Genomic DNA, 25,255 nt, shown 5'->3' with positions numbered 1-25,255 from the left:
ATGCGCAGCAAACCATTGGTATTGGCGCCAGCTGAACGCCAGCGACATATGCAGCGGGTTACCTGGATCAGCACGCTGGTCGATTTTCTGCTCTCGGTGGTCAAGCTGGTGATTGGTTTCTGGGTGCGCTCACCGGCCTTGATTGCTGATGGTATTCACAGCCTGTCCGACCTGCTGACGGATGGTTTTGTACTGGCGATCAACCGTATTTCCCACGCCGAGCCGGATAATGACCACCCATACGGGCATGCTCGCTTCGAGACGGTAGGTACTGTTCTGCTGGGCGCTGTATTGCTGCTGGTTGGCGCAGGCCTGGGCTGGGACAACATCAACCGGCTGATTGGCAATGCCCCGGTGGCCGAGGCCAGTACCTGGGCGATCGCTGCGGCAGTATTGTCGCTGCTGAGCAAGGAGTTGCTCTATCGCTACGGGCTGCATTGGGCCGAGAAGCTGGATTCTGATCTGCTCAAGGCCAATGCCTGGCATAGTCGCAGTGATGCGCTCTCCAGCCTGGTGGTGCTGTTCGGCGTGTTGGCGACCTGGTTTGGCTATGCCTGGATAGAAAGCTGGGCGGCGCTTCTGGTTGCCGCGCTGATCGGCCAAATGGGTGCGGTTCTGGGCTGGAATGCGTTACAGCAGCTGGCTGATCGCGGCCTCGACGAGGATCGGCAGGCGGCCATCCGCAACAGCATCATGCAAGTACCCGGTGTGGTCAGTGTGCATGCCTTGCGTTCCCGGCATATGGGCAACGAGTACTTTATCGATGTGCATATTCAGGTGGGGAACTATATCTCCGTCTCCGAAGGGCACCAGATTTCCGACTGGGTGATGCGGCGGCTGATGCGCGAGTTTTCTCGCCTGGGCGACATTACCCTGCATATCGACCCGGAAGATGACGAGACGCCGGTCAATCACACACTGGCTCCCCTGCGTCCGGATATCCTCGCGGCCCTGGCCGCCTACCCGGCGTTGGCTGACAGTGCCCGGGTACAGATTCACTACCATCGTCAGCAGGTACTGCTTGAGCTGTTCTTTACCCGCACTCCCGATGCAGCCTGCCAGCATGAAGCCGCGCAGGCGATAGCCGAACTGGAGTGGCTGGCCGCGATCGAGCTGCATCAAATCCATGTGGCAGCAAGATAGCTGTTTTTATATACAGTAGATGTTATGCTGCGCGCTATCGCAATCTTCCGCCAGAGGTAAGCATGGCCGTAGAAACCCTGTATCGCAGTAGCAGAGACCCGGAGCAGTTGTTCATGGATAAAGCCGCCGCCGACCGACATGACCAAATGCTGGAACTCGCCGAGCAGCTGAGCGCCGTACTGCGGCATGCCGTACCCAGCATCAATGAAAGCCAGGCCGAGGAGGCGGGTGTGTTTATGGCACGTCACCGTGAACACTTTGCCAAGGCGTTCAAGCGTAATGGTGATGCACTGGACGAACTCCTGGTGCCAACAACCGACTAGTCGGCTCTGCGCAAGGCTGTTAGGATTGATCCCAGTGGAGATGGCATTCCTCCCTTAACCGCCCCTGGGGCTGATGATGCCTGCTCGTGTTCCGGATTGACGGACGTCGCGCAGGTGCCTGAGCAGGCGGTCCTTCCTTGAATCCGGATTTGTGCTGGAACTCACAATCACTGGATCATTTATGCGCATTCCGACATTACCGCCGTATCTGGCCCTGCTGGGGCATGTCATCAAGTGGCTGTTGCTGGCTACTCTGGTTGCCTTGCTGGCCGGCAGTGCCAGTGCTGCCTTTATTTATGGACTCGATTGGGCGACCGATACCCGGAATGCCAATCGCTGGTTGATCTGGTTGCTGCCGGTTGCCGGCTTCGTGGTGGGCTGGGTCTATCTGCGGTGGGGCGAAAGCGTGGCTGCCGGCAACAATCTGCTGCTCGACGAAATCCACGATACGCGAAAGGTGGTCCCGCTGCGCATGGCGCCACTGGTGCTCTGGGGCACTATCACCTCACACCTGTTCGGCGCCTCGGTCGGGCGTGAAGGTACTGCGGTACAGATGGGCGGCTCCCTGGCTGATCAATTGACCGGCCTGTTCCGCCTGTCCGGCGAAGACCGCCGGATCATTCTTATGGCCGGCATCAGTGCCGGCTTTGCCTCGGTATTCGGCACGCCCCTGGGGGCTGCGGTCTTTGCGCTGGAAGTGCTGGCGACCGGGCGTTTGCGCTATGAAGCCATCTTGCCGTGTCTGGTGGCCGCCATTCTGGCGGACCAGGTGGCACTCTGGTGGGGCATCCAGCACGATCATTATCTGATACCCGAGATACCGTCGATGTCACTCTGGGGGCTTACCGCCATGGTGCTGGCCGGCATCATCTTCGGGCTGACCGCGCGACTGTTCGCTGAAGCCACGCACAGCCTGACCGGACTGATGCGGCGCAAGGTCAGCTACAGCCCGTTGCGGCCCTTTATCGGTGGCGTGGTGATTGCTGCAGCGGTCTTTGCCCTGGGTACCGACCGCTATATCGGCCTGGGCATACCGGTGATCATGGAGGCTTTCGAGCAACCATTGGCACCCTGGGATTTTGCCGGCAAGCTGATGTTTACCGTGGTGTCACTGGGTAGCGGCTTCAAGGGTGGCGAGGTCACGCCGCTGTTCTATATCGGTGCCACCCTGGGCAACGCCCTGGCGCCCATCCTCAATATGCCCTTTGGCTTGCTGGCTGCCGTGGGCTTTGTTGCCGTTTTCTCCGGCGCTGCCAACACCCCGCTGGCCTCAACCCTGATGGCCATGGAATTGTTCGGCGCCGAGATTGGCCTCTTCGCCGGCATCGCCTGCGTGGTCAGCTATCTATTCTCCGGTCACACCGGTATCTACAGTTCTCAGCGCCTGGGACATCGCAAGCTGGGCCAATTGCCGGAAGGGTTGAAGCTGGGTGAGGTGGCTGACTGGCGCAAGCGGCAGGGTGAGCAAAAAAAGAAAGATGAATAAGTACTGGCTGAGCAGCAGACAATAAAAAGGGCCTAGCCGAAGCTAAGCCCTTGAAAAGGTTGGTGGCTACACCTGGACTTGAACCAGGGACCCCAGCATTATGAATGCTGTGCTCTAACCAGCTGAGCTATGTAGCCATCCGAGGCGCGCATTATTAGGTTACGCGCCCTGATTGTCAAGCTTTGACAGGCAGTTTTTTGTCTGCCATATCAACTGCTTAAACATTGAAGCGGAAGTGCATCACATCGCCATCCTTGACGATGTATTCCTTGCCTTCCAGGCGCCATTTACCCGCTTCCTTGGCACCGGCTTCGCCGTTGTACTGGATGAAGTCGTCATAGCTGACGACTTCGGCACGGATAAAGCCTTTCTCGAAATCGGTATGGATCACGGCGGCGGCCTGTGGTGCGGTAGCGCCGACCTTGACGGTCCAGGCGCGGACTTCCTTGACCCCGGCGGTAAAATAGGTCTGCAGGTCGAGCAGCTGGTAGCCGGCGCGGATAACACGGTTCAGGCCGGGCTCTTCGAGGCCGAGGGATTCCAGGAACATGTCCTTTTCCTCGCCATCGTCGAGTTCGGCGATCTCGGCTTCGATCTTGTTGCACACCGGCACCACGATAGCGTCTTCTTCGGCAGCAATCGCATTGACCGTATCGAGGTAGGGGTTGTTCTCGAAGCCGTCTTCAGCCACGTTGGCGATGTACATGATCGGCTTGTTGGTCAGCAGGTGGAAGCCTTTGGCCAATTGGCGCTCTTCCGGGCTGAGGTTTTTCAGCAGGCTGCGCGCGGGCTTGCCTTCGCTGAAGTGCGGGATCAGTTGCTCGAGCAAGGCTTTCTGCGCGATCGCGTCCTTGTCGCCACCCTTGGCGTTGCGAGTGACTTTCTGCAGCTGTTTTTCACAGCTGTCGAGGTCGGCAAAGATCAGTTCCAGATCAATGATTTCGATATCGCGTTTGGGGTCGACGCTGTTGGCGACGTGGATCACGTTGTCGTCTTCAAAGCAGCGGACCACGTGGGCAATGGCATGCGTCTCGCGGATGTTGGCGAGGAACTTGTTGCCCAGACCTTCACCCTTGGAGGCGCCGGCTACCAGGCCGGCAATGTCGACAAACTCCATGGTCGTGGGTAGGGTCTTCTGCGGCTTGACGATGGCCGAGAGGGCGTCCAGGCGCGGGTCAGGCATGGGGACGATGCCGCTGTTCGGCTCGATGGTGCAGAAAGGGAAGTTCTCGGCGTCGATACCCGCTTTGGTCAGCGCGTTGAACAGGGTGGACTTGCCTACATTGGGCAGGCCGACGATACCGCAATTGAATCCCATAGTGCTGTCCTCTGCCGTTGTCGGCGAATCGTTGAATCAGGCTTTCAGGCTGTGCAGTTGCTGTTTTACCCGGGTCCAGTCGCCATCCAGCATGGCCGGCAGTTCGCGGATGGCAGCATCCACGCAGGTGTCCAGCGCCTCTTGCTCGGCTTGCGGGGCACGGCCCAGTACATAACCGGTGACCTGCGAGCTGTGGCCGGGGTGGCCGATACCCAATCGCAGGCGATGAAACGTGTTGTCATTGCCGAGTCGGGCAATGATGTCGCGCAGTCCGTTGTGCCCACCATGACCTCCGCCCTGCTTGCACTTGACCACGCCGGGCGGCAGGTCCAGTTCGTCGTGTGCGACGAGAATTTCGCTGGGGCTGATGCGATAGAAACCGGCAAGGGCGGCTACAGCCTGGCCACTGCGGTTCATGTAGGTGGTGGGGATCAACAGGCGCAGGTCCTGCCCTTGCAGGGTGATACGGGCAGTCAGACCAAAAAACTTGGCTTCGACGCGGAGCGGCTGATTATGCCGGGCGGCGATTTCCTCAACAAAAAGGGCGCCCGCATTGTGCCGGGTATTGGCGTATTCGGGGCCTGGATTACCCAGGCCAACGATCAGCTTGATTCCCTGCGACACTACGGGCGCCCCTCTCTACTCAGCGGCTGGATTACTCCGCTGAATCCTCGTCACCTTCGGCAGCCGGGGCGTCAGTCTCTTCGATGTCAACGGCAACGCGGGCAGCGTGCACGTTGGCAACCGGCAGATCGTGATCGGCACCGTGGCTCAGAGCAACCGAGCTAACGCCTTTCGGCAGTTTGACGTCGGACAGGTGAACAGTCTGACCCAGTGCCACATCAGCCATATCGACTTCAAGGAACTCGGGCAGGTCTTTCGGCAGGCAGCTGACTTCGATTTCAGTCATGGTGTGAGAAATGATACCGCCTTCTTTCTTCACGCCAACGCACTTGTCTTCATTGACGAAGTGCAAGGGCACCTGCAGGGTTACTTCGTGGCCGGCAACCACGCGCAGCAGGTCAGCGTGCATGACGTGGCCTTTGGCGGGGTGACGTTGCAGGGCTTTCAGCAGAACGTCCTGCTTCTTGCCTTCTACGTTCAGCTTGATCACGTGGGAGAAGAAAGCTTCGTTTTCCAATGCTTTTTTCAGCTCACGGGCTTCCAGCGATACATTCTGCGGGGCTTTTTCGCCACCGTAGATGATTGCCGGGACCATTTCAGCGTTACGACGCAGGCGGCGGCTCGCACCTTTCCCCAGGTCGGTACGCTCTTTCGCATTCAGGGTGAAGTCGACCATGTGTAGTCTCCTTGCTAAACATTCGGGCGTTTGCGACCAACGCGGCGAATGCATTGATGAAAGCCCGGAATCATTCCGGGCTGTTTACCCAGCGCGTGTTGCTAGCGGAACATCGCGCTGATGGATTCTTCATTGCTGATTCGGCGCATGGCCTCGGCAATGATGGGCGCCATGTCCAGCTGGCGAATGCGGTCGCATTGCGCAGCCATTGGAGACAGCGGAATAGTGTTGGTGACTACCAGTTCATCCAGTGCCGAGCCGGAGATGTTGTCGATGGCCTTGCCGGACAGGATCGGGTGGGTGCAATAGGCAAATACCTTGGCCGCACCGTGATCTTTCAATGCCTTGGCGGCATGGCAGAGGGTGCCGGCAGTGTCGACCATATCGTCGACCAGAATACAGTTGCGGTTTTCCACGTCACCGATAATGTGCATGACTTCCGACTGGTTGGCCTTGGGCCGACGCTTGTCGATAATCGCCAGGTCTACAACCATCTGTTTGGCCACGGCTCGCGCACGAACCACGCCGCCGATGTCGGGAGAGACAATCATCAGGTTTTCATAGCGCTGGGCGATCAGGTCGTCGACCAGAACCGGCGAGCCGTAGATGTTGTCGACCGGGATATCGAAGAAACCCTGGATCTGGTCGGCGTGCAAATCAACGGTCAGTACGCGGTCAACCCCGACGACGTCGAGCATGTCGGCAACGACTTTGGCGCTGATGGGCACCCTTGCGGAGCGTGGGCGGCGATCCTGGCGGGCATAGCCAAAATAGGGAATGACTGCGGTGATGCGAGTGGCCGAAGAGCGGCGCAGGGCATCAGCCATGACAACCAGTTCCATCAGGTTGTCATTGGTCGGTGCGCAGGTGGACTGGATGATGAAGACATCCTTGCCACGCACGTTCTCGTTCAGCTCAACGGCAACTTCGCCATCACTGAAACGGCCTACGGAGGCGTCACCCAGGGGAATATGCAATTGACGCACGACGCGTCGTGCCAGATCGGGGTTGGCGTTCCCCGTAAAAACCATCATCTTGGACACGCTGCATTACCTTTTTGTGGTAGTGGTCGATGCGGATGAGACGATCCAACGGGAGATGACAGAGCATCAGCCCGAGCGATCAGCTCAAGATGTTCATGATTGTGCCGGGAAAAAATGGCAGGGGCGGCTGGATTCGAACCAACGCATGGCAGGATCAAAACCTGCTGCCTTACCGCTTGGCTACGCCCCTGTATCTGTCCGGGTACACTAGGTTGCACCCTTTTACGCCGCTTTGCTGAGTTGGCGATGCAACGTTGAAACGTTACAACCCCTGGCAACAAAGGTTTGCAGTGTGGCTGGCAACCGGGCGCGAACTTTATCAGCTTCGCGTTCGTTTGGGAAGGCCCCAAACAAGCAACTGCCAGTCCCGGTCATCTTAGCCTCACAATATTTGTTTAGCAAGATCAACGTGTTATGAATTTTCTCATAGCGCGCTGCAACAACCGGCAAGCAGTCATTCCGACCACCGTGCTCACGGAAGGCCGCTAATGTAATGGGCGGGGTGTCGCGCGTCAACCTTTGATCGGAAAAAACTTCTGCCGTGCTGACACTGCAATCGGGGATCACTACCAGATACCAGGGTTCTTCGATCTCTACCGGGGTCAGCTGCTCGCCAACACCTTCGGCCCAGGCCGCTTGGCCACGCACGAAAACGGGGACGTCAGCGCCCAGTTCCAGGCCAAGCTCGGCCAGCTCATCCAGGCTTGCACCACATTGCCACAAGTGATTGAGGCCCAGCAGGGTGGTGGCGGCATCGGAGCTGCCGCCGCCCAGACCGCCGCCCATGGGCAGGCGCTTGTCGAGCCGGATGTCCGCGCCGCAGGTTTGCCGGCAATGGTTCTGCAGTAATCTGGCTGCGCGCACTATCAGGTTGTCATCCGGCTTTACCCCGGCCAAATCACTCTGCAGTACTATCTGCCCATCGCTGCGTGGCTGGAAGTGCAGGGTGTCGCCGTAATCGAGGAACTGAAACAGGGTTTGCAGCCGGTGGTAACCGTCAGCACGGCGCCCGGTAATATGCAGAAACAGGTTGAGTTTCGCGGGTGCGGGCAGGCTCAGTGTATTGCTGGCTGTCAATTGCGCGGTTCCCAGTTGGTGACGACCAGGGTAATCAGCAGATCATAACCGCTGATTTGCAGGCGCTGCGGCAATTGCCGCTCGCCAACGGGCTGGTAGCGGCTGTATTCGACCGTCCAGCCATCCTGCTGCAGGCGCGCCAGGCGACTGTCGGTGTCCAGTTGCAGCTGACTGGGGCGGTCCGGCGCCGGTAGCCCGCGCACCCACCACAACAGATTGTCTACCGGCAGCCGCCAGCCAATACTCTGTGCCAGCAGTTGTTCGGCGTCTGCCGCTTGCCGGGTCGGCTGGCCAGCCATTTCCAGCGTGACGCCGTCGCGGTCGCCCTGAATGCGGGTGGCCCTACGGCCCAGCGGGCCGGACAGGCGAATGTCGTAATAGTCTTGCTGTTGCAGCCAGAACAGTGTGCCGCTGCCGGACTCCTCGGGGGCACGCAGACCAATCTTGCCGTGCAGTATCCAGTTATCCAGTGACGTGAGGCTGGCCTTGTGCGCCCGCCAGGCTTGCGCGTCACCACCGATGTCCAGGCTTTCGCGCTGATGCAGGTTGCTGCAGGCGGTCACAGTCAGGGTCGCCAAGAGCAGCAGGAGAAGGCGGGTCAGACGCATGGCTTACTCGTTTTCCAGGCGTTGTCGGGTTTCTCGCACCATTGGGCTGTCGGGATCATTGTCCAGTGATTTGTCCCAAATGGCGCGGGCTTCGTCGCGGCGACCCAGTTGCCAGAGTACTTCACCCAGATGAGCGGCAACTTCCTGGTCGGGGAAGTCAGCCCAGGCCTGTTGCAGGTACTCCAGTGCCCGCTCCAGATTGCCCAGGCGGTAATGCACCCAGCCGAGACTATCCAGGATGGCCGGATCGTCGGGCTTGAGGGTCAGGGCTTGTTCGATCAGCTCCAGCGCTTCGTCAAGGCGTTGATTGCGGTTGGCCAGTGTATAGCCAAGTGCATTCATCGCCCGGGCATTATCGGGTTCCCGGCTCAGAATATGTCGCAGGTCCTGTTCGCTTTGTTGAGCCTGCCCCAGCTGATCATGCAGCAGCGAGCGGATATACAGCAGGTCAATGTCATCGTTGAATTCGGTCAGGGCTTCCTGGGTTATTTCCAGGGCACGTTCGGGATACCGGTCAAGCAGGCTTTCGATCTCAAGCAGATAGAGCTGCATGCGCTCCTGAGGCCGTTCACTGCGTGATTCGGCGAGGATCTGCGACAACAGGTCTAGACGCTCGTCGGCCACCAGGGTTTGCGTAATGCGCAGGCGAGCCGGAAGATATTCATTGCCATTGCGCACGGCCAGCCAGGTTTGCACGGCATCTTCCGTTTGCCCCAGTTCATGCTGGGCAAGGCCGAGATGATAGAGAGTGGTGCCGTTATCCGGCTGTTGCTCGAGGGCTTGTTCCAGGTAATCAATGGCCAGGTCGGGTTGCTGGTTCTCCAGGCTGATCAGACCCAGTGTCAGGGTCAGGTCGTGATCATCCGGGTTTTGCTCGCGCAAGCGGCCAAACTGTCCGGCTGCAGCATCCAGCTCGTCATTGCCGAGCAGCAGGCGGGCCAGCTGCAGGCGCAGACGGTTGTCATCCGGGTGCTGCTGCAGGCTGGTGTGCAGCAGATCAATAGCCTCTTGCGGACGGTCCAGCTGGCTCAACAGGTTGGCGTGCAGTAACAGGGCGCCCGCCTGCTGCTCTATGAGTGGCTGTTGCTGCAGGATGTCCAGGGCCTGTTGCGGCTCCTGTTCATGCACTATCAATGCACGGGCAAATGCCAGTTGGCGGTTGTCCGGGTATTCCTGCTGCAACTGCTGCAGGGTGTCGAGGAAATTGTTGCGCGTAGCACTGTCACTCTGGCTGGCCGCCGCGGCAAGGAAGTCAAAGTGCGCCTCACCGCTCATGGCCAGCACTTTGCGCATGCTTGCCGTGGCTGGTTCGATCTGTCCGGCGCGTGCCTGCTGTAGGGCCGCAGCGCGATGCGCTTCGACATCATTCGGCGCTACTTGCGCCCACAGGGTCGCCATCTCCAGCGCGGGTTCTTGCGCCCCGAGGAATTCGGCAACCCGCAGTGCACGTTCAACCACACCGGGGTCACGGGTCTGTTCGGCCTGGCGCAGGTAGTTGCCCAATGCCAGATCAAAGCGATTGCGCTGGCCGGCCATTTCCGCGGCCAGGAGCTCGAACAGGGTATCCTTGGGGAAGGGACGCGGCGGTATGTCCGGGGTCGCCACCGGACTCTGTTCGGACTGGGGCTCGGTCAGCACGGTTTCCGGACTCTCGACCTGCGACCGGTTGGCGCAGGCAGTGACGGCCAGGCTGAGGCTGATGACCAGCAAGGTACGTTGAAGGGTAGGTGTCATGGCGTTCCGCAACAGCGATCAGATAAGGATGATGATGCCACAGGATTCCGCCTAAACACACCGGCGCGGCCTGAGGAATTGATTGGCGTTGATATACATAGGACAATTGGGGGTTTGAATCATTCCGCAGTCCCTCGCATAAAGAGGCATCATGGGTTTTCTGGCAATCGGCATCAATCACAAGACGGCAGCCGTCGACGTACGCGAGCGGGTGGCGTTTTCGCCTGAGCAGCTGGCCGAAGCCCTGCAGCGCATGCGTGTGGATACCGCAACCCAGGAAGTGGCGATTCTTTCTACCTGCAATCGCACTGAAATCTACTGCAGCCAGGATACGCCGGATGCCGAGCGGGTGTTGCGCTGGCTGGCGGACTACCATGGCTTGCCGGCTGAGCAGTTGACCGGTAGCAGTTATCAGTATCAGGAGTCGGCTGCGGTACGCCATATGATGCGCGTTGCCTCGGGGCTGGATTCCATGGTCCTCGGTGAGCCACAGATTCTCGGTCAGATGAAGGATGCCTGGCAGGCTGCTCGCACGGCCGGTACCCTCGGTCCGCAACTGGACCGCTTGTTCCAGAGCACTTTCAATACGGTCAAACAGGTGCGCACCGATACCGCCATTGGCGAAAATCCGGTCTCCGTGGCCTTTGCTGCAGTCAGTCTGTCGCGGCAGATCTTTTCCGATTTGCGTCGCAGCACAGCCTTGCTGATCGGTGCCGGGGAAACGATCACCCTGGTTGCCCGTCATCTGTACCAGCAGGGTGTGAGCAAGATTATTGTCGCCAACCGTACCCTGGAGCGGGCGCAGTTACTGAGCGATGAACTCGGCGGCCGAGCAATCGTGCTCAACCAGATTCCCGACGTATTGGCCGAATGCGACATTGTCATCAGTTCCACTGCCAGCCCCTTGCCGATTCTGGGCAAGGGGGCAGTAGAGCGCGCCCTGCGCCAGCGCCGGCACAAACCCATGTTCATGGTCGATATTGCCGTACCGCGGGATATAGAGCCGGAAGTCGGCCGGCTGGCGGATGTGTACCTGTATACCGTGGATGACTTGCATGAAGTCATCGCGGAAAATCTGCGGTCGCGTCAGGGCGCGGCTGACGCGGCCGAACGTCTGATCGAACTGGGTACGGATGAGTTCATGCAGCGTTTGCGGGCTCTGGCGGCAGTCGATGTGCTGCGCCGATACCGGCAAAAAGCCGAGGCGTTGCGTGATCAGGAGTTGACCCGGGCCATGAGCCGGCTGCAGCGCGGCGGTGATCCCGCTGCGGTGATGACTGAAATGGCCCGTGCGCTGACCAACAAGTTGCTGCACGATCCCAGTGTGCAGCTCAAGCAAATGACCGCCGAAGGGCGGGCCGATGCGCTGGCGCTGGCGCAGGAACTGTTTGCCCTGGAAGCAGATCAGGCCCCGACCCTAACACCACCACAAGGCAAACCATGAAGGCTTCACTGCTTAACCGCCTGGATACCCTGCAAGACCGTTTTGAAGAGCTGTCGGCTTTACTCAGTGATGCTGAGGTGATCAGTGATCAAGGGCGTTTTCGCGAGTACTCGAAAGAATATGCCGAGCTGGAAACCACCATGGACTGCTACCAGCAATGGCGCAGCGTGCAGGCTGACCTGGATGAGGCGCGTACGCTGCTCAAGGACAGCGATGCGGACATGCGTGCGATGGCCGAAGAGGATCTGGCGGTCGGGACCGAGCAGCTGGAGCAGCTGGAGCAGACGCTGAACCAGCTGCTATTGCCCAAGGACCCGGATGACGAACGCAATGTGTTTCTGGAAGTTCGCGCCGGTACTGGTGGTGATGAAGCCGCACTCTTTGCCGGTGACCTGTTCCGCATGTACCTGCGTTATGCCGAGCGCCAGGGCTGGCGTGTAGAGGTGCTGTCAGAGAACGAAGGCGAGCATGGCGGTTTCAAGGAGGTTATCGCCCGGGTTGAGGGCGCCAGTGTCTATGCCCGGCTGAAGTTCGAGTCGGGTGCCCACCGCGTACAGCGGGTACCGGAAACCGAGTCCCAGGGCCGCATCCACACCTCGGCCTGCACGGTAGCGGTATTGCCGGAAATGGACGAGCAGGCCGCCATCGACATCAATCCTGCCGATTTGCGTGTGGACACTTTCCGCGCCTCCGGTGCTGGGGGTCAGCACATCAACAAGACCGATTCCGCGATTCGCCTGACCCACCTGCCCAGCGGCATGGTGGTGGAGTGTCAGGAAGAGCGTTCACAGCACAAGAACCGCGCCAAGGCCATGAGCCTGTTGCAGTCGCGTTTGGCCAATCAACAGCGGGAAGCGCAGGAAAAGCAGTTGTCGGATACCCGCCGTTTGCTGGTCGGTTCGGGTGACCGCTCAGAGCGCATTCGCACGTACAATTTCCCCCAGGGGCGGGTAACCGATCACCGCATCAACCTGACACTGTACAGCCTCGATGAAGTGATTCAGGGCAACCTGGAAGCGGTGATTGAACCTCTGCGGCGCGAATACCAGGCCGACCAGATGGCTGCACTGGATGCGCATTGATCAGGTCTTGGCTGCGGTTGACTTGCCGGATTCCGGCAGCCCGCGACTGGATGCCGAGTTGCTGCTGGCGGCTGTGCTCGACAAGTCGCGCAGCTATCTGCGGACCTGGCCGGAATATGAGCTGACCGCGCCGCAACTGAACCTCTATCGGACGCTGCTTGCGCGCCGTCGTGCCGGCGAGCCGGTGGCCTATCTGCTTGGCCGCCAGGGCTTCTGGTCATTGGATCTGGCCGTGGCGCCCAGCACCCTGATACCGCGACCGGATACCGAGCGATTGGTCGAGCTGGCCCTGGAGCTGGGTCCGACCGGCGCTGCCCGGGTGCTGGATCTGGGTACCGGCAGCGGGGCGATTGCCCTGGCCCTGGCCAGTGAGCGGCCCCAGTGGCAGCTTACTGGCGTTGATCGGGTGACCGACGCTGTGGCGCTGGCCACGCGCAATGCCGAGGAACTGGGCCTGCGCAATGTCAGCTTTCAGCGCAGCGACTGGTTTGCCGGGGTGAGTGGCCAGCGGTTTGATCTGGTGGTCAGCAACCCGCCCTATATTGCCAGTGATGATCCGCACCTGAGTCAGGGTGATGTGCGTTTCGAGCCGAGCAGCGCCCTGGTCAGCGGCAACGATGGTTTGCAGGATGTTCGCCAGATCATCGGTGAGTCCCGCAAGCATCTGCAGGGTTGGCTACTATTGGAACACGGCTGGCAACAGGCGGCGGCGGTACAGGCCCTGTTGCATGAACAGGGCTATCAGGCGGTGGCCTCCTGGCAGGACCTGGCCGGGCAGACGCGAGTAACCGGAGGGCAGTGGCATGGATGATCAGCAACTGTTGCGCTACAGCCGTCAGATTCTGCTGGCGCAGGTGGATATCGACGGCCAGCAGCGCTTGCTCGACAGCCACGTGCTGATCGTCGGTGTTGGCGGACTGGGTGCGCCGGTGGCCCTCTATCTGGCTGCTGCCGGGGTCGGGCAGATCACCCTGGCCGACCCGGACCAGGTTGATCTGACCAATCTGCAACGACAAATCATCCATCAACAGGCGGATATTGGCCGCGACAAGGTCGCGTCGGCCAGTGAGCGTCTGCTGGCGCTGAATCCCCAGCTGCAGATCGACACCCTGCCGCTGGCGCTCTCCGGCCAGGCACTGGCCGAAGCGGTAGAGGCGGTGGATCTGGTGCTGGATTGCAGTGATAACTTTGCCACCCGGCAGGCAGTGAATCGCGCCTGCGTTGCGGCGCGCAAACCGCTGGTATCCGGCGCTGCCATCCGCCTGGAAGGGCAGCTCAGTGTATTTGATCCACGGCGTGATGACAGCCCCTGTTACCAATGTCTGTATGGCGATGGTGAAGAAACCACCCTTAGCTGCAGTGAAGCCGGCGTGCTTGGCCCGCTGGTCGGTACCATAGGCAGTTTGCAGGCGCTGGAAGCGCTCAAATTGCTGGCGGGATTTGGTACGCCACTGGTTGGCCGCTTGTTGTTGCTGGATGCGCTGGATGGGCGCTTCCGTGAACTGCGGGTACCGCGTGACCCCGCGTGCGCCTGTTGTGGTGCGGGGTCAAAGGCATGAACTGCTCGCCAATCGGGGTATTTGACTCCGGCCTCGGCGGCCTCTCCGTGCTGAATGAAATCCGCCAGCAGCTGCCGCGGGAAAGCCTGCTCTATGTGGCTGACTGTGGCTATGTTCCCTACGGCGACAAGCCACCTGAACTGATTCGCCAGCGCAGCCGGCAGATTGCGGCGTTTCTGCTGGCACAAGGCGCCAAGGCCCTGGTGGTGGCTTGCAACACGGCGACGGCTGCAGCCATCAACGATTTGCGCAGCTGTTATGACCTGCCGATTATCGGCATGGAGCCGGCGGTAAAGCCCGCCACTCAGGCCACACGCAGCGGTGTAGTCGGTGTGCTGGCCACCACCGGCACCTTGCAAAGCGCCAAGTTTGCCGCCCTGCTGGATCGCTTTGCCGGTGATGTCGAGGTCATTACCCAGCCCTGCCCGGGGCTGGTCGAGTGTGTCGAACGGGGTGAACTGCACAGCCCGGCTACCCGGGCCCTGCTGCAGCGCTATGTGGCGCCACTGCTGGCAGCCGGTTGCGATACGCTGATTCTGGGTTGTACCCATTACCCGTTTTTACGCCCCTTGCTGGCTGAGTTGGTGCCTGCGGATGTTGCCTTGATCGATACTGGCGCTGCAGTAGCCAGGCAACTGGGTGAGCGCCTGCAGGCGGCCGACATCCAGACCGCCGCCGAATGCGCGGCACAAGACGCTTTCTGGACGACCGGCTCGGTCGCTGGGATGCAACAGAGCATGCCGGCGCTATGGCGTGGTCCGGCATCCGTGCAGCCTTTGTCCCTATGATGGGTTTTGCGAGAAGGAGTGGAACGATGAAAAACAAGTGGGTTGTCAGTATTGCCGGCCTGTGTGCGCTGCTGATGTCCTCGTCCGGTATGGCACAGGACGCGTTCAGTCTGGATGCGGGTCGCAGCTCGGAATCAACTACGGCCCTGCGCCTGGGTGCACAATGGGATTTTGACCGGACCTTGTGGCAGAGCAACAGTGGCCAACTGAGGCTGAATGGGTACTGGGATCTGGCGGCAACGTATTGGGGGAGTCTGGATACTGTGAGCCTTGATGCCTCTCCGGTACTGCGGCTGAATATCGGCAGTGCTGGCCGGACCCCTCAGGCTTATCTTGAGGCCGGGATCGGTGTTGCCTGGTTCAGCCGTTCACGCCTGGCGCCAGGTACCCGACTGGGTTCCAGCCTGCAATTTGCCGATCGTCTGGGTGTCGGCATGCGTCTGGCCAATGGCGATGATGTGGCTATACGCTATTTCCATTATTCGAATGCAGGCTTCAACCGCCGCAACAGCGGGGTTGATAAGTTGGTACTGCACTATCGGCTTAACTTCTAGCCGGATTGCGTTGTTGTTCGGCGGCCAGCCGTTGGCGATATTGCTCGCGGTAAAGATGGGCGAAGCCGTGCAGAACCGGCAGTACGATGGCCCAGGTGGCGGCCAGAATCAGTATGCTGGGCAGCGTGCCCAGCGGCAACCTGACATCGGCCAGTGCAGCGCCTGCCAGATAGGAGCAGGGTGCGGCAATGGCGCCGACGCCGGCTGCCAGCCACCAGCGCCGAGTCCATGCCAGACAATGGTTCAGCGTGGTGGCCAGCAATGCCCAGAGCAAGGCCAGCCACAATGGAACCAGATCGGATTCGCCGGGGAAGTCGAATACGCCAAGGTGCATGAGAAACGAATCCAGCGCTGCACCGGCAAAGAAAACGCTCATTACCAGTTTACCTTCGGCGGCCCAGCTACTTATCCAGGTAAAGTGGACCAGTAGCACAGCAAGCGGAATCAGCAGCCAGACAGAGCTACCGCCAAGTATCGCGGCAAACCAGCCGAGCTGAAACAGGACGGCATTGGCAATCAGCTTGGTTGGCATCTCAGGCTCCCAGGGTATGCAAGTGCAGGTCCGGCCGGGCATCGGGTTTGCTGAACAGGATCTGTGCGGTACCGATCGAGCGCTCATCAAAGCCGCCCTCGCAGTAACACAGGTAGAACTCCCAGAGCCGGAAAAAGTAGTCATCATACCCGAGTTGCTGCAGATGGCTGCGTGCGTTCTTCAGGTTGCGGTACCAGTGGCGCAGGGTCTCTGCGTAATGCAGGCCGATGTCTTCCAGGTGCAGCATGGCCAGATCGGTATGCTTGCGCGTCAGCTCGCCAATCAGGCTGACCGACGGCAGCGAGCCACCGGGAAACACATAACGCTGGATGAAATCGACGCTCCTGCGCGCCTGCTCATAACGCTGATCCCTGATGGTGATGGCTTGCAGCAACATCAGGCCGTGCGGCTTCAAGCGCCGGGCGCAGTGCTCGAAATAGGTGCGGAAATAGTTGTGGCCGACGGCTTCGACCATTTCGATCGAGACCAGTTTGTCGTATTCCCCGGTCAGCTCGCGGTAATCCTTGAGCAGCAGGGTAATGCGGTCTTGCAGGCCAAGCTCAGTGACCTTGTCCTTGGCGTAGGCGTATTGCTCCTGTGACAGCGTCGTGGTGGTCACGCGGCAGCCATAATGCTGCGCTGCATAGATGGCCATACTGCCCCAACCGGTCCCAATCTCCAGCAGGTGGTCGCCCGGCTTGAGTTCCAGCTTGCGACAGATGCGCTCCAGCTTGTGCTGCTGAGCCTGTTCCAGGTTGTCACACTGGGGTGGGAAAATAGCGGCCGAGTACATCATGCTGGGATCGAGAAAATTCTCGAACAGGTCATTGCCGAGATCGTAGTGCGCCTGAATATTCCGGCGAGAGCCTTTCAGTGTGTTGCGGTTAAGCCAGTGCATCCATTTCAGTGCCGGCCGGCCCAGTCGAGCAATACCCTGCTCCATGGCATCCAGTACGCTGAGGTTGCGTACAAAAAGGCGAGTAACCGCGCTCAAGTCCGGCGTGGTCCAGAAGCCGTGAATATAGGACTCTCCCGCCCCGACACTGCCGTTGCCGGCCACCATGGGATAAGCCGCTGCACTGTGCAAGTGAACTTCGGCGTGCAGGCCATCTTCATCGGGCTGGCCGAATTGCAGGACCTGACCATCTTCGTGCAAGGTCAGCAAGCCAAAGCGCAGTGACTTCAATTGAGCCAACACCAGGCGGCGGGACAGCGCCTGCATCCAGTTTGGCCGGTCGGCAACCAGTTCGGTTCGATGGCGGGTCTTGCCCAGCAACTGGCTGGCACGCTCGTCACTTGCTGCCCGGTCGTCGCTATAGCAGACCTGCGTTTCGTCAATGCTTTTCATGCGAAGACTCCTTGACCTTGATAGCAGTAGCCGCGGTGGTGATCTGTACCGGGGCCTGGTGATCAAAAATGGGAATGCGTTTCAGAGCGAGGCGCAGTGCCTGCCAGTAAATGCCGGTTATGGTTTTCAGCACCATGAACGGAAAGCTGCAGGCCTCGCGGCGCAACAGACTTTTGCTCAGCGGCTGGCGGGCCAAGTTGAGTGTGGCGTCGAAGAGTTTTTCGTTGGCCTGCCAGTCTTCCATGTGGATCAGCAGGGTTTTACCCGGCTGACTGAAGCGCATGCGGTAATCCAGCTCGGCTGGCAGGAAGGGTGACACCTGGAAGGATTTGGCCACCTGGAAATTCTGCGTGCGCTGCTCGGGATCGGTTTTCATCACATAGCAGTACCGTTCCAGCCAGGGCGTATTGCTGACTTCGGTGATGATGGCGCGCAGCTTGTGCGCCTGGTCGTAGCAGTAAAAAAAGGACGCCGGGTTGAACACCAGACCGAAACTGCGTACCTGGGTCAGCAGGCAGACCGGGCCATTCAGGTGCAGCCCCAGTTGCTCACTGACCAGTCGTCGGGCGGTCTGTTGCAGGTTTTCATGCTCGCGGGCGTGGTGGCGCAGATAATCGTCGGGACGAAAGCGCATGGGTGACCACCAGCGGCCAGACCACAGGCTACTCAGCTTGAATACCTCAGCCTGCTCATCCAGATTGAGCCACAGCAGGCTCAGCCGGTAAGTGAAGTTGTGGGTTTTCGGGGCGTATCGGCGATGCCTGATCCAGCCCCGGTACAGTGCGCTGGATGCATTCATAGCGGCTCCTCCTGCAAGGCATCAACCACCCGCAGGGCACTGACCACGCCATCTTCGTGGAAGCCGTTGGCCCAATAAGCACCACAGAAATAGCTGTGTCGTGCGCCAAGCAGTTCACGCCAGCGTTGCTGGGCCTGTTGTGCCGACAGGCTGAACTGTGGGTGCGCGTAACTGAAGCGGGCGAGGATCTTTTGTGGATCAATGGCGGCAGTCTGGTTCAGGCTGACACAGAAGGTTTCCGGCGCCTGTATACCCTGCAGGATATTCATGTTGTAGGTAACTGCCGCCGGCTGCTGGCGGTCGCCACCGAGTCGATAGTTCCAGCTGGCCCAGGCCAGCTTGCGATCAGGTAGCAGGCGGGTGTCGGTGTGCAATACAACATCGTTGTCGGCATAACCAATGGCCCCGAGAATCGCCAATTCCTGTTCACTGGGGTCACTCAACATCGCCAACGCCTGATCGCTGTGACAGGCAAAGATCACCTTGTCGAATGTTTCGCTGCCGGCGGCACTGTGAATGGTTACTCCCTCAAGCGTGCGTTCAACGCGTTGCACCGGACAGTTCAGGCGAATACGTTCGGCGAAGGCGGCACTCAGGGGAGCAACATAACTGCGCGATCCACCCTGAATGACACGCCACTGTGGGCGATCACTGACCGAGAGCAAACCGTGATTGCGGAAGAAGCGTACAAAGAACTGCAGCGGAAAGGCCAGCATATCGGCCAGTGACATGGACCAGATCGCCGATCCCATTGGAATGATGTAATGGTCGATAAATCGCTGGCCGTAGCCTTCCGCCACGAGGTAATCCCCGAGCGTGGTTTCCGCACTGATGCGTTCTTCGCTGAGGTCCCGCAGAGCCTGGCGATTGAAGCGCAGGATATCGCCAACCATGCCGAGGAAACCCGGTGAAAGCAGGTTGCTGCGTTGGGCAAACAGGCTGTTCAGGTTGTTGCCGTTGTATTCCATGCGGCTGACCGGGTCATGCACGGAAAAACTCATTTCGGTGGGCCTGGAGCTGACGCCAATCTCGTTCATCAACTGGATAAAGTTGGGGTAAGTCCAGTCATTGAACACAATAAAGCCGGTGTCGATAGCATAAGGCTGACCCTGCATCTCGATATCGACCGTGTGCGTGTGACCACCCACCCAGTCGACGGCCTCGAATACAGTCAATTCGTGCTGCGCGGCCAGTTTGTAGCCACAAACCAGGCCGGATATGCCGGTACCGATAATGGCTATGCGCATCAGTCACGCCCCTCGCTATCGGTCCGGGCCATGCCTTTGGTCAGGGCAAAGCGGAGGCTGTTGGGCAGGCTGCCGAGCAAGCGCAGGAAGCCGATGAAAATGCCCGGGAAGCGGATTTCCCGTTGGCCACGGGCGATGCCTTTGACGATCTTGCGGGCGGCTTTTTCGCTGCTGACCTGCATGGGCATGGGGAAGTCATTCTGGGCGGTCAGCGGCGTCTCGACAAAGCCGGGGCTGACCAGACTGACACCAATATCCCACTGCGCCAGATCCAGCTCCAGTGACTGAAAGAGGTAGCGTATGGCGGCCTTGGATGCCCCGTAGGCTTCCGCACGGGGGAGCGGGCAGAAGGTTACGCTGCTGCCAACACCGACCAGCCGGGGTTTTTCCCCTTTGCGCAGCAAGGGCAGCGCAGCCTCAATGCAGTGCACGGTCCCCTGAACGTTGGCGGCCATGACGCGGGCAAACAGGGCAGAGTCGAAACTGGATACGTCAACATACTCGCAGGTACCCGCATTCAGGATCGCCAGGTCCAGCGCTCCCCATTTATCCTGCATAGCCTCTGCCACAGCGATGACCTCTGCCTGCTCGGTCATATCGGCGGTCAGTACCTCGATTTGCCCGGGGAACTCGGCAGCCAGCTCATCCAGTGGTTCACGGCGCCGTGCAGTCAGCGCCAGTTGATGGCCTGCGTTGGCCAGTTCGCGGGCGAGCGCCAGGCCGATACCGCTGGAGGCACCGGTCAGCCAGATACGTTGCGGATTCATGCCAATCTCCTTTTCAGCCACGCAATCAGCCGGCCCAGCAGTGGCAAGTGCTCGTAGAGCAGGGCGCCGGCATCAAAATAGTCTCGATGGCGGCAGACCTTGTCGCCGCGAAATTGCACAAAGCTACAACCTTCGACCGCAATCGGTTGCCCGCGTTGCAGGCGCGGATGTTGGTAAGTCATGGTCCAGCGCAGCACGGCTTCGGTGTCGCTTAGCTGCTGGCAGTGGTGAAAAGCAAATGCGATATGGGTGACGTTGGCATACAGGTTGGCGCAGTAAGCCTGCATGGCAGCCAACCCATGGATTTCGTGCAGTGGATCGGTGAACACCATGTCTTCGTGGTAGAGCTCGGCCAGTTGCGACAGGTTGTCCTTGTTCAGTGCGGCAAATCCCTGCGCAAAACGCTCGGCAACGGTTGTGGTCATGCGCTGTCTCCCAGAGATTTGAAGGTTTCAAGCGCCCGCTGACGGGTCTGTTTGAGATCAACAATGGCTGCAGGGTAATCAATGGCATTGAACAGATCGGCCTTGATCGGCTGGTGGATCTGCTTGCCCGTGAGGCCAGCCAGTTCGGGCAGCCACTGGCGGATGAAATCACCCTGAGGGTCAAATCTTTCCGACTGGGTCAGTGGGTTGAAAATGCGAAAATAGGGTGCGGCATCGGTGCCGGTAGAGGCGCTCCACTGCCAGCCACCATTATTGGCGGCGAGGTCACCGTCAATCAGATGCTGCATAAACCAGCGTTCGCCTTCGCGCCAGTCAATCAGCAGGTTCTTGGTCAGAAACATGGCGCTGAGCATGCGCAGACGGTTGTGCATCCAGCCGGTTGCCAGCAATTGGCGCATGGCGGCATCCAGGATCGGGAAACCGGTCTTGCCGTGCTGCCAGGCTTGTAGCCCGGCAGGGTCGTTACGCCAGGGCACAGCGTCCATTTCCGGGCGGAAAGCCCGGTGCCGCGATACCCGTGGGTAGCAGACCAGAATGTGCTTATAGAACTCGCGCCAGAGCAGCTCGTTGATCCAGCTCACGGCGCCGGCCTGGCCGCTGTCGAACTCACCCTGATTACAGGTCAGAGCGGCATGCAGGCATTGGCGCACGGACAGCACACCGCCGGTCAGATAGGCTGAAAGGCGGCTGGTGCCGTCGACGTCAGGGCGGTCACGTTGTGCATCGTAATCCGCCATGATCTGCTCACAGAACAGGCTCAGGCGTTCAGCGGCAGCGGCTTCACCGGCCGGCCACAGGGCGCGCTGACTGTCGCTGGCACGAAAGTCCGCCAGCTCGGTGGGCACCGGATCGCTGGCGCAGGGTGCCTGGTCCTGAGCCGCTATGCGCGGCAGGCAGGGCGGGCAGCTGCGATGCAGCTCGCGGTAGGCCAGGCGACGGAACTGGCTGTACACCTTGAACATGCTGCCGGCCTGGGTCAGCAGGCTGCCGGGTTCGAACAACAGCTGATCGGTATATCGCTGACATGAGCGTCCGGCACGCTCAAAGGTGGCGGCTACGGCGTCGTCCCGTTGTTGTTCGTGAATACCGTACTCGTCATTGAAGTGCAGGCCGTTGCTGCCGATTTCATCAGCCAGTTGCAGCAGAGCCTCGGGTGCGTCCTGCCAGTCCGGCACCTCAAGCACTCGCAGGGGAATATTCAGCGCCTGCAAATCGTGACTCAGGCTGGCCAGGTTACGCAGCCAGAAGTCCATCTTGATCGGTGCGTCTGCGTGCTCTTGCCAGGTAGTCGGGCAGAGCAGACATACGACCACAACGGGACCTTGTTCACGGGCGTGCCACAGGGCGTGATTGTCAGACAGGCGCAGGTCGTTGCGAAGCCAGCACAGCTGCAATGCGCTCATGCGTCCTCCTCCAGCCAGGTCATCAGCCGGCTGTGGGCACGGCTTGGCAGGTCGGCCAGCGGTTGAATACCGAGTTCGATCAGCTCCTCGTCATGGATGATGGCGGCCGGACCTGCCATGAACAGAGGAGTGTCATGGTGATCGCTCAGCTTGGGAAGATGGCGGCGCAGTTGTGCCGCGGGCAAAGCCTGGCTGCTGAACATGATCAGTGCTTTGGCCTGATTGTGCTCGCAGATCAACCCCAGCTCGCTGGCAGGCACTTCCCATTCCAGCAGGTTGATGCTGTAACCGTCATTGCTGAGCAGCAAGGCCAGCAGCCACAGACCGGGTTCGCAATGTTGATCAGACAGGCTGGCCAGTATCAGGCGCGGGCCTTGCTGGTGGCAATTGTTGTGATACAGCCGGGTGGCCAGCTTGCTGCGCAGCCAGGTATGCGCAAATACCTGCTCCAGCTGGCTGCCGAATTGACCTTGCCAGCGTTGCTCAAGCTGTTGCAACAGCGGTTCCAGCAATTGAGTGCACAGGGTGCGTACCGGGTATTGCGATGCAGACTGGTTGTATATGTGCTCCAGCTGGTCAGGATCGAAGGCCAGCAGGGCATTGAGCAGGTTCTGTTGCGCTTGCTGCCACGGGCTGTCTGCAGTGCTTCGGGCCTGGTTGGGGCGTTCAAGCAATTCCTTGACCTGGCTGACGGCAACGCCTCGCTCAAGCCAGGTCAGTATCGAGTGTATCTGGGCCAGATGGCGATCAGAATACAAGCGATGCCCTTTGGGTGTGCGGTGCGGTTTGATCAAACCGTAGCGACGTTCCCAGGCGCGCAGCGTGACGGCGTTCACGCCGGTCATGCGAGACACTTCGCGAATGGGCAGCATTGCCGGTTCATCGGGTTGCATGGGCAATCTCCTGAGCCACGATCAAATGGCGTTGCGCAGGCTGAGCCCGGGCGGATGAGGTTGCAGGTAGGCCTGTTGATGCAGGTAATCGTCCGGATGCTTCATCAGGTGATGTTTGAGTAGTGTCAGGGGAACGACCAGAGGAATCTGGCCTTGCCTGTAATCAGCGATAAGCGTTTCAAGCTCTTGCCGTTCGTCACTGTTCAGCACGCGCTTGAAGTGCCCGGCAATGTGCGCGAGTACATTGCTGTGACTACCCCGGTTGGCCGTTTTCTTCAACGCAGTCATCAACAGCTCGAAATAGCTGTCCGCGACAGGGGACAAGTCACCTTGAGCAAGGTTGGCGAGCAGGCGGCCCATGCGCTGGTAGTGTTCCGGGTGGTGCGCCAGCAGCAGGTATTTATGCCGGGCATGGAATTGCAGCAGGCGTTGGGCACTCAGGCCTTCGGTCAACATCTGCTGCCAGGCAGCGTAAACCATGACCCGGGTGACGAAGTTTTCTCGCAATACCGGGTCATGCAGGCGGCCCTCTTCTTCTACTGGCAGCAATGGGCGCTGGTGCATCAGCTCTGCAGCAAAGGCGCCGGCAGCGGTGCCCTGTGCAGGGTGGCCGTTGCTCTGGTAAACCTTGACCCGTTCCATGCCGCAGCTGGGTGACTTTTGCATCAGAATGAAACCGCACAGGTGCGTTTGTTCGGCAGCCACCTTGCGACCATAACTGCGCAGGTCGTCAGTGACGTCCAATGCAGGTGTTTTACTGCCAACCACACGGGGCCGGCTGGGTTCACCGACCAGGCGAATGGGTTCGCGCGGGGTGCCGAGACCGATGCTGACCTCGGGGCAGAAAGGCACCAGCTCGAAACAGTCGCCTAATTGCGCGGTACACAGGCGTGAGTGCTTGTGCCCGCCGTTGAAGCGAACCGGGCTGCCCAGCAGGCATTGACTGATACCGATGGGAATGCGCTGTGAATCAACCATGGCCGACACCTCTTATACAATGAAAATACTGTGTACAAGAATTAGTGTACACAAGTCCTATATTTGTACAAGTATTTTGTCTCGGTGGTCTGCAATCTTGCGGCTGTTCAGCGCCAGCCCATTTGCCAGGTATCAGCATCGCGCAGTCGTTGCCAGTCGATACGCTGGGAGTTCTTGGTCAGAACCGCTTCAAGTTCGACACTCTCTACGCGCTCGAGCTCATCACGGTAGAGGGCGGTGACGATGAAATGGCGTTCACGATGGACCGGCCGCGTAGCGGTCCACTTCGAGTGCAGTAGCTTGTCTGGATTGAGCCGGTGCATATTCCCTGCCTTTAAATCAGGGCTTGCTGAGCAAGGTTCTGGCGGCCTGCTGCCCGCTGAGCCAGGCATTTTCAACCCGACCGCCCAGACACCAGTCGCCGCAAGCGTAGAGGCCCAGTTCCGGGGCTGCCAGTGCTCCCCATTCGCACTGCTGCCCGGGGCGCGCATACAGCCAGCGATGCACGTGACTGAATTGGGTTGCCGGCACCTTGATACCGAGCACTTCAGAAAACGCTGCCTGCAAGCTGCCGGCAATGCTGTCTTTGTCGGTGTCGAGATGTTCCTGAGCCCAGGCTGGTGTGGACTGGATGACCCAGCTGTCGCTTTGCTCGCGTCCGGGTTTGCTGCTGTTGCGGGAAATCCAGTCGATGGGCCCCTGGCGTACAAAGCAGGCATCTACCTGGGTGTCCAATGGCTCGGCAAAACTCAACGCCAGCGTCCAGCCGGGCAGCATCTCAACCTGGCTGGCGGCCTGCGCAAGTTGGCTGGCTGGCGCCAGAAGGGGAACCGCTTGTGGCGCCGGAGTGGCCACCACGACACGGGCGAAGGGGCCGTGTGTTTGCTGCTGATCGTCGAGCAGTAGCCATTGTCCGTCATCTTGTGCCTGAAGTTTTTCAATCCGGGTACTACTGACCAATTCGAGGCCTTCGAGCAAACCCCGGGACCAGGCAGTCATTCTCGGGTAGCCGACAAAGCGTTGCTGGTTGTCTGCCGACAGTTGCAACCCGTTCTGGTCGTATTGGTACAGGTTCGGCGTCCATTCTTCGACATAACGGGCATCCAGCCAGGTTTTCAACTCCTGCCGGAAACCATGGTCACGGGCAGTGAAATATTGCGCCCCCAGATCAAAGTTACCGAATTCAGTGCGCTTGCTGCTGAGGCGACCACCACTGCCACGGCTTTTGTCGAACAGAACGACAGCATGCCCTGCCGCAGCGAGACTGCGGGCTGCACTGATACCAGACAAACCGGCACCGATTATGGCGATGTTCAGTGATTGCGACATAGGGCAGGCAGACTCCGTTGCAAAGTGGATACAGGATTGTCTCGACAAAACTTG

At 59.7% G+C, this 25,255-nt stretch carries 27 protein-coding genes, 2 tRNA genes and 1 riboswitch; of the genes, 9 read left to right on the top strand and 20 right to left on the bottom strand.

The window, feature by feature from the left end:
* From BLU07_RS12020 to BLU07_RS12010, 3 genes are all read left to right on the top strand, one after another.
* The gene (locus BLU07_RS12020) at positions 1-1,143 is read left to right on the top strand and encodes a cation diffusion facilitator family transporter (RefSeq protein WP_092387263.1); all 1,143 of its coding nucleotides are present in this window, start codon (positions 1-3) and stop codon (positions 1,141-1,143) included.
* Between the two features lie 62 nt (positions 1,144-1,205).
* Positions 1,206-1,466, top strand: a complete 261-nt coding sequence (locus tag BLU07_RS12015) for a YebG family protein (protein ID WP_092387261.1) — start codon at positions 1,206-1,208, stop codon at positions 1,464-1,466.
* A 27-nt stretch (positions 1,467-1,493) separates the two neighbouring features.
* A riboswitch (Fluoride riboswitch) is annotated at positions 1,494-1,556 on the top strand.
* A 91-nt stretch (positions 1,557-1,647) separates the two neighbouring features.
* Positions 1,648-2,952 carry a voltage-gated chloride channel family protein gene (locus BLU07_RS12010; protein ID WP_092387259.1) on the top strand — a complete coding sequence of 435 codons (1,305 nt, stop codon included), beginning with the start codon at positions 1,648-1,650 and terminating at the stop codon, positions 2,950-2,952.
* 60 nt (positions 2,953-3,012) lie between these two features.
* On the opposite strand, the gene BLU07_RS12005 is transcribed toward BLU07_RS12010, so the two are convergent.
* From BLU07_RS12005 to BLU07_RS11965, 9 genes are all read right to left on the bottom strand, one after another.
* Positions 3,013-3,089 (bottom strand) — tRNA-Met (locus BLU07_RS12005).
* Positions 3,090-3,169: 80 nt separating this feature from the next.
* A complete protein-coding gene (gene ychF / locus BLU07_RS12000) occupies positions 3,170-4,270 on the bottom strand; it encodes a redox-regulated ATPase YchF (RefSeq protein ID WP_092387257.1) in 1,101 nt (366 codons plus the stop codon).
* 36 nt (positions 4,271-4,306) lie between these two features.
* Positions 4,307-4,882, bottom strand: coding sequence for an aminoacyl-tRNA hydrolase (gene pth, locus BLU07_RS11995; protein ID WP_092389817.1), 576 nt, complete (start codon positions 4,880-4,882; stop codon positions 4,307-4,309).
* A 43-nt stretch (positions 4,883-4,925) separates the two neighbouring features.
* Positions 4,926-5,570, bottom strand: coding sequence for a 50S ribosomal protein L25/general stress protein Ctc (locus BLU07_RS11990; RefSeq protein ID WP_092387255.1), 645 nt, complete (start codon positions 5,568-5,570; stop codon positions 4,926-4,928).
* Between the two features lie 101 nt (positions 5,571-5,671).
* The gene (locus BLU07_RS11985) at positions 5,672-6,613 is read right to left on the bottom strand and encodes a ribose-phosphate pyrophosphokinase (RefSeq protein WP_092387253.1); all 942 of its coding nucleotides are present in this window, start codon (positions 6,611-6,613) and stop codon (positions 5,672-5,674) included.
* Positions 6,614-6,728: 115 nt separating this feature from the next.
* Positions 6,729-6,803: transfer RNA gene (locus BLU07_RS11980), tRNA-Gln, on the bottom strand.
* 32 nt (positions 6,804-6,835) lie between these two features.
* Complete coding sequence (gene ispE / locus BLU07_RS11975; RefSeq protein ID WP_092387251.1) at positions 6,836-7,690, bottom strand: 4-(cytidine 5'-diphospho)-2-C-methyl-D-erythritol kinase; 855 nt, start codon at positions 7,688-7,690, stop codon at positions 6,836-6,838.
* A complete protein-coding gene (gene lolB, locus BLU07_RS11970; RefSeq protein WP_092387249.1) occupies positions 7,687-8,298 on the bottom strand; it encodes a lipoprotein insertase outer membrane protein LolB in 612 nt (203 codons plus the stop codon). Before lolB ends, ispE begins: the two co-directional genes overlap by 4 nt.
* 3 nt (positions 8,299-8,301) lie before the next feature.
* Positions 8,302-10,032, bottom strand: a complete 1,731-nt coding sequence (locus BLU07_RS11965; RefSeq protein WP_092387247.1) for a tetratricopeptide repeat protein — start codon at positions 10,030-10,032, stop codon at positions 8,302-8,304.
* A gap of 151 nt (positions 10,033-10,183) precedes the next feature.
* Between BLU07_RS11965 and hemA the strand changes: the two genes are divergently transcribed.
* From hemA to BLU07_RS11935, 6 genes are read left to right on the top strand one after another with little or no spacing between them, the layout of a single operon-like run.
* The gene (hemA, locus tag BLU07_RS11960) at positions 10,184-11,476 is read left to right on the top strand and encodes a glutamyl-tRNA reductase (RefSeq protein ID WP_092387245.1); all 1,293 of its coding nucleotides are present in this window, start codon (positions 10,184-10,186) and stop codon (positions 11,474-11,476) included.
* Complete coding sequence (gene prfA / locus BLU07_RS11955) at positions 11,473-12,558, top strand: peptide chain release factor 1 (RefSeq protein ID WP_092387243.1); 1,086 nt, start codon at positions 11,473-11,475, stop codon at positions 12,556-12,558. Before hemA ends, prfA begins: the two co-directional genes overlap by 4 nt.
* Complete coding sequence (gene prmC / locus BLU07_RS11950; protein ID WP_092387241.1) at positions 12,548-13,369, top strand: peptide chain release factor N(5)-glutamine methyltransferase; 822 nt, start codon at positions 12,548-12,550, stop codon at positions 13,367-13,369. The genes prfA and prmC overlap by 11 nt, the downstream gene beginning before the upstream one ends.
* Positions 13,362-14,117 (top strand): molybdopterin-synthase adenylyltransferase MoeB, encoded by a 756-nt coding sequence (locus BLU07_RS11945; RefSeq protein WP_092387239.1) that lies wholly within the window; start codon positions 13,362-13,364, stop codon positions 14,115-14,117. Before prmC ends, BLU07_RS11945 begins: the two co-directional genes overlap by 8 nt.
* Positions 14,114-14,905 carry a glutamate racemase gene (gene murI, locus BLU07_RS11940; protein ID WP_092387237.1) on the top strand — a complete coding sequence of 264 codons (792 nt, stop codon included), beginning with the start codon at positions 14,114-14,116 and terminating at the stop codon, positions 14,903-14,905. The genes BLU07_RS11945 and murI overlap by 4 nt, the downstream gene beginning before the upstream one ends.
* A 26-nt stretch (positions 14,906-14,931) precedes the next feature.
* Complete coding sequence (locus BLU07_RS11935) at positions 14,932-15,459, top strand: acyloxyacyl hydrolase (protein ID WP_157719193.1); 528 nt, start codon at positions 14,932-14,934, stop codon at positions 15,457-15,459.
* Here the strand turns inward: BLU07_RS11935 and BLU07_RS11930 are convergent.
* The 11 genes from BLU07_RS11930 to BLU07_RS11880 all read right to left on the bottom strand — a co-directional run bounded on the left by BLU07_RS11930 (position 15,449) and on the right by BLU07_RS11880 (position 25,201).
* The gene (locus BLU07_RS11930) at positions 15,449-15,991 is read right to left on the bottom strand and encodes a DUF2878 domain-containing protein (protein WP_092387233.1); all 543 of its coding nucleotides are present in this window, start codon (positions 15,989-15,991) and stop codon (positions 15,449-15,451) included. The genes BLU07_RS11935 and BLU07_RS11930 overlap by 11 nt on opposite strands.
* A gap of 1 nt (position 15,992) precedes the next feature.
* Complete coding sequence (locus BLU07_RS11925; RefSeq protein WP_092389815.1) at positions 15,993-17,213, bottom strand: SAM-dependent methyltransferase; 1,221 nt, start codon at positions 17,211-17,213, stop codon at positions 15,993-15,995.
* Positions 17,214-17,325: 112 nt separating this feature from the next.
* Positions 17,326-18,138: a DUF1365 domain-containing protein gene (locus BLU07_RS11920; protein WP_092387231.1), complete on the bottom strand. Its 813-nt coding sequence runs from the start codon at positions 18,136-18,138 to the stop codon at positions 17,326-17,328.
* Positions 18,135-19,385 (bottom strand): NAD(P)/FAD-dependent oxidoreductase, encoded by a 1,251-nt coding sequence (locus BLU07_RS11915; protein WP_092387229.1) that lies wholly within the window; start codon positions 19,383-19,385, stop codon positions 18,135-18,137. The genes BLU07_RS11920 and BLU07_RS11915 overlap by 4 nt, the downstream gene beginning before the upstream one ends.
* On the bottom strand, positions 19,385-20,152 hold the full coding sequence (locus tag BLU07_RS11910) for an SDR family NAD(P)-dependent oxidoreductase (protein WP_092387227.1): 768 nt from the start codon (positions 20,150-20,152) through the stop codon (positions 19,385-19,387). Before BLU07_RS11910 ends, BLU07_RS11915 begins: the two co-directional genes overlap by 1 nt.
* Positions 20,149-20,577, bottom strand: a complete 429-nt coding sequence (locus tag BLU07_RS11905; protein ID WP_092387225.1) for a nuclear transport factor 2 family protein — start codon at positions 20,575-20,577, stop codon at positions 20,149-20,151. The genes BLU07_RS11910 and BLU07_RS11905 overlap by 4 nt, the downstream gene beginning before the upstream one ends.
* The gene (gene phrB / locus BLU07_RS11900) at positions 20,574-21,992 is read right to left on the bottom strand and encodes a deoxyribodipyrimidine photo-lyase (protein WP_172830142.1); all 1,419 of its coding nucleotides are present in this window, start codon (positions 21,990-21,992) and stop codon (positions 20,574-20,576) included. The genes BLU07_RS11905 and phrB overlap by 4 nt, the downstream gene beginning before the upstream one ends.
* Before the next feature lie 5 nt (positions 21,993-21,997).
* The gene (locus tag BLU07_RS11895; RefSeq protein WP_092387220.1) at positions 21,998-22,894 is read right to left on the bottom strand and encodes a MerR family transcriptional regulator; all 897 of its coding nucleotides are present in this window, start codon (positions 22,892-22,894) and stop codon (positions 21,998-22,000) included.
* A 21-nt stretch (positions 22,895-22,915) separates the two neighbouring features.
* Positions 22,916-23,872: a YbgA family protein gene (locus BLU07_RS11890; RefSeq protein WP_092387218.1), complete on the bottom strand. Its 957-nt coding sequence runs from the start codon at positions 23,870-23,872 to the stop codon at positions 22,916-22,918.
* 107 nt (positions 23,873-23,979) lie between these two features.
* Positions 23,980-24,195, bottom strand: coding sequence for a TIGR02450 family Trp-rich protein (locus BLU07_RS11885; RefSeq protein ID WP_092387216.1), 216 nt, complete (start codon positions 24,193-24,195; stop codon positions 23,980-23,982).
* Between the two features lie 16 nt (positions 24,196-24,211).
* Positions 24,212-25,201: an NAD(P)/FAD-dependent oxidoreductase gene (locus tag BLU07_RS11880; RefSeq protein ID WP_092387214.1), complete on the bottom strand. Its 990-nt coding sequence runs from the start codon at positions 25,199-25,201 to the stop codon at positions 24,212-24,214.
* Positions 25,202-25,255: the final 54 nt, after the last annotated feature.

Source organism: Halopseudomonas salegens (genome assembly GCF_900105655.1).
Classification (GTDB): Bacteria; Pseudomonadota; Gammaproteobacteria; order Pseudomonadales; family Pseudomonadaceae; genus Halopseudomonas; species Halopseudomonas salegens.
Note: the sequence above shows the minus strand (reverse complement) of the source record. Positions and strands in the feature narration are given on the sequence as shown.

What these genes read in the sequence shown, in the direction of transcription:
- BLU07_RS12020 (WP_092387263.1), top strand. Translation starts at nt 1, where the DNA reads ATGCGCAGCAAACCATTGGTATTGGCGCCAGCTGAACGCCAGCGACAT.
- BLU07_RS12015 (WP_092387261.1), top strand. Translation starts at nt 1,206, where the DNA reads ATGGCCGTAGAAACCCTGTATCGCAGTAGCAGAGACCCGGAGCAGTTG.
- BLU07_RS12010 (WP_092387259.1), top strand. Translation starts at nt 1,648, where the DNA reads ATGCGCATTCCGACATTACCGCCGTATCTGGCCCTGCTGGGGCATGTC.
- ychF (WP_092387257.1), bottom strand. Translation starts at nt 4,270, where the DNA reads ATGGGATTCAATTGCGGTATCGTCGGCCTGCCCAATGTAGGCAAGTCC.
- BLU07_RS11990 (WP_092387255.1), bottom strand. Translation starts at nt 5,570, where the DNA reads ATGGTCGACTTCACCCTGAATGCGAAAGAGCGTACCGACCTGGGGAAA.
- lolB (WP_092387249.1), bottom strand. Translation starts at nt 8,298, where the DNA reads ATGCGTCTGACCCGCCTTCTCCTGCTGCTCTTGGCGACCCTGACTGTG.
- BLU07_RS11965 (WP_092387247.1), bottom strand. Translation starts at nt 10,032, where the DNA reads ATGACACCTACCCTTCAACGTACCTTGCTGGTCATCAGCCTCAGCCTG.
- hemA (WP_092387245.1), top strand. Translation starts at nt 10,184, where the DNA reads ATGGGTTTTCTGGCAATCGGCATCAATCACAAGACGGCAGCCGTCGAC.
- prfA (WP_092387243.1), top strand. Translation starts at nt 11,473, where the DNA reads ATGAAGGCTTCACTGCTTAACCGCCTGGATACCCTGCAAGACCGTTTT.
- prmC (WP_092387241.1), top strand. Translation starts at nt 12,548, where the DNA reads ATGCGCATTGATCAGGTCTTGGCTGCGGTTGACTTGCCGGATTCCGGC.
- BLU07_RS11945 (WP_092387239.1), top strand. Translation starts at nt 13,362, where the DNA reads ATGGATGATCAGCAACTGTTGCGCTACAGCCGTCAGATTCTGCTGGCG.
- murI (WP_092387237.1), top strand. Translation starts at nt 14,114, where the DNA reads ATGAACTGCTCGCCAATCGGGGTATTTGACTCCGGCCTCGGCGGCCTC.
- BLU07_RS11935 (WP_157719193.1), top strand. Translation starts at nt 14,932, where the DNA reads ATGAAAAACAAGTGGGTTGTCAGTATTGCCGGCCTGTGTGCGCTGCTG.
- BLU07_RS11930 (WP_092387233.1), bottom strand. Translation starts at nt 15,991, where the DNA reads ATGCCAACCAAGCTGATTGCCAATGCCGTCCTGTTTCAGCTCGGCTGG.
- BLU07_RS11925 (WP_092389815.1), bottom strand. Translation starts at nt 17,213, where the DNA reads ATGCAGGCGCTGTCCCGCCGCCTGGTGTTGGCTCAATTGAAGTCACTG.
- BLU07_RS11920 (WP_092387231.1), bottom strand. Translation starts at nt 18,138, where the DNA reads ATGAATGCATCCAGCGCACTGTACCGGGGCTGGATCAGGCATCGCCGA.
- BLU07_RS11915 (WP_092387229.1), bottom strand. Translation starts at nt 19,385, where the DNA reads ATGCGCATAGCCATTATCGGTACCGGCATATCCGGCCTGGTTTGTGGC.
- BLU07_RS11910 (WP_092387227.1), bottom strand. Translation starts at nt 20,152, where the DNA reads ATGAATCCGCAACGTATCTGGCTGACCGGTGCCTCCAGCGGTATCGGC.
- BLU07_RS11905 (WP_092387225.1), bottom strand. Translation starts at nt 20,577, where the DNA reads ATGACCACAACCGTTGCCGAGCGTTTTGCGCAGGGATTTGCCGCACTG.
- BLU07_RS11895 (WP_092387220.1), bottom strand. Translation starts at nt 22,894, where the DNA reads ATGCAACCCGATGAACCGGCAATGCTGCCCATTCGCGAAGTGTCTCGC.
- BLU07_RS11890 (WP_092387218.1), bottom strand. Translation starts at nt 23,872, where the DNA reads ATGGTTGATTCACAGCGCATTCCCATCGGTATCAGTCAATGCCTGCTG.
- BLU07_RS11885 (WP_092387216.1), bottom strand. Translation starts at nt 24,195, where the DNA reads ATGCACCGGCTCAATCCAGACAAGCTACTGCACTCGAAGTGGACCGCT.
- BLU07_RS11880 (WP_092387214.1), bottom strand. Translation starts at nt 25,201, where the DNA reads ATGTCGCAATCACTGAACATCGCCATAATCGGTGCCGGTTTGTCTGGT.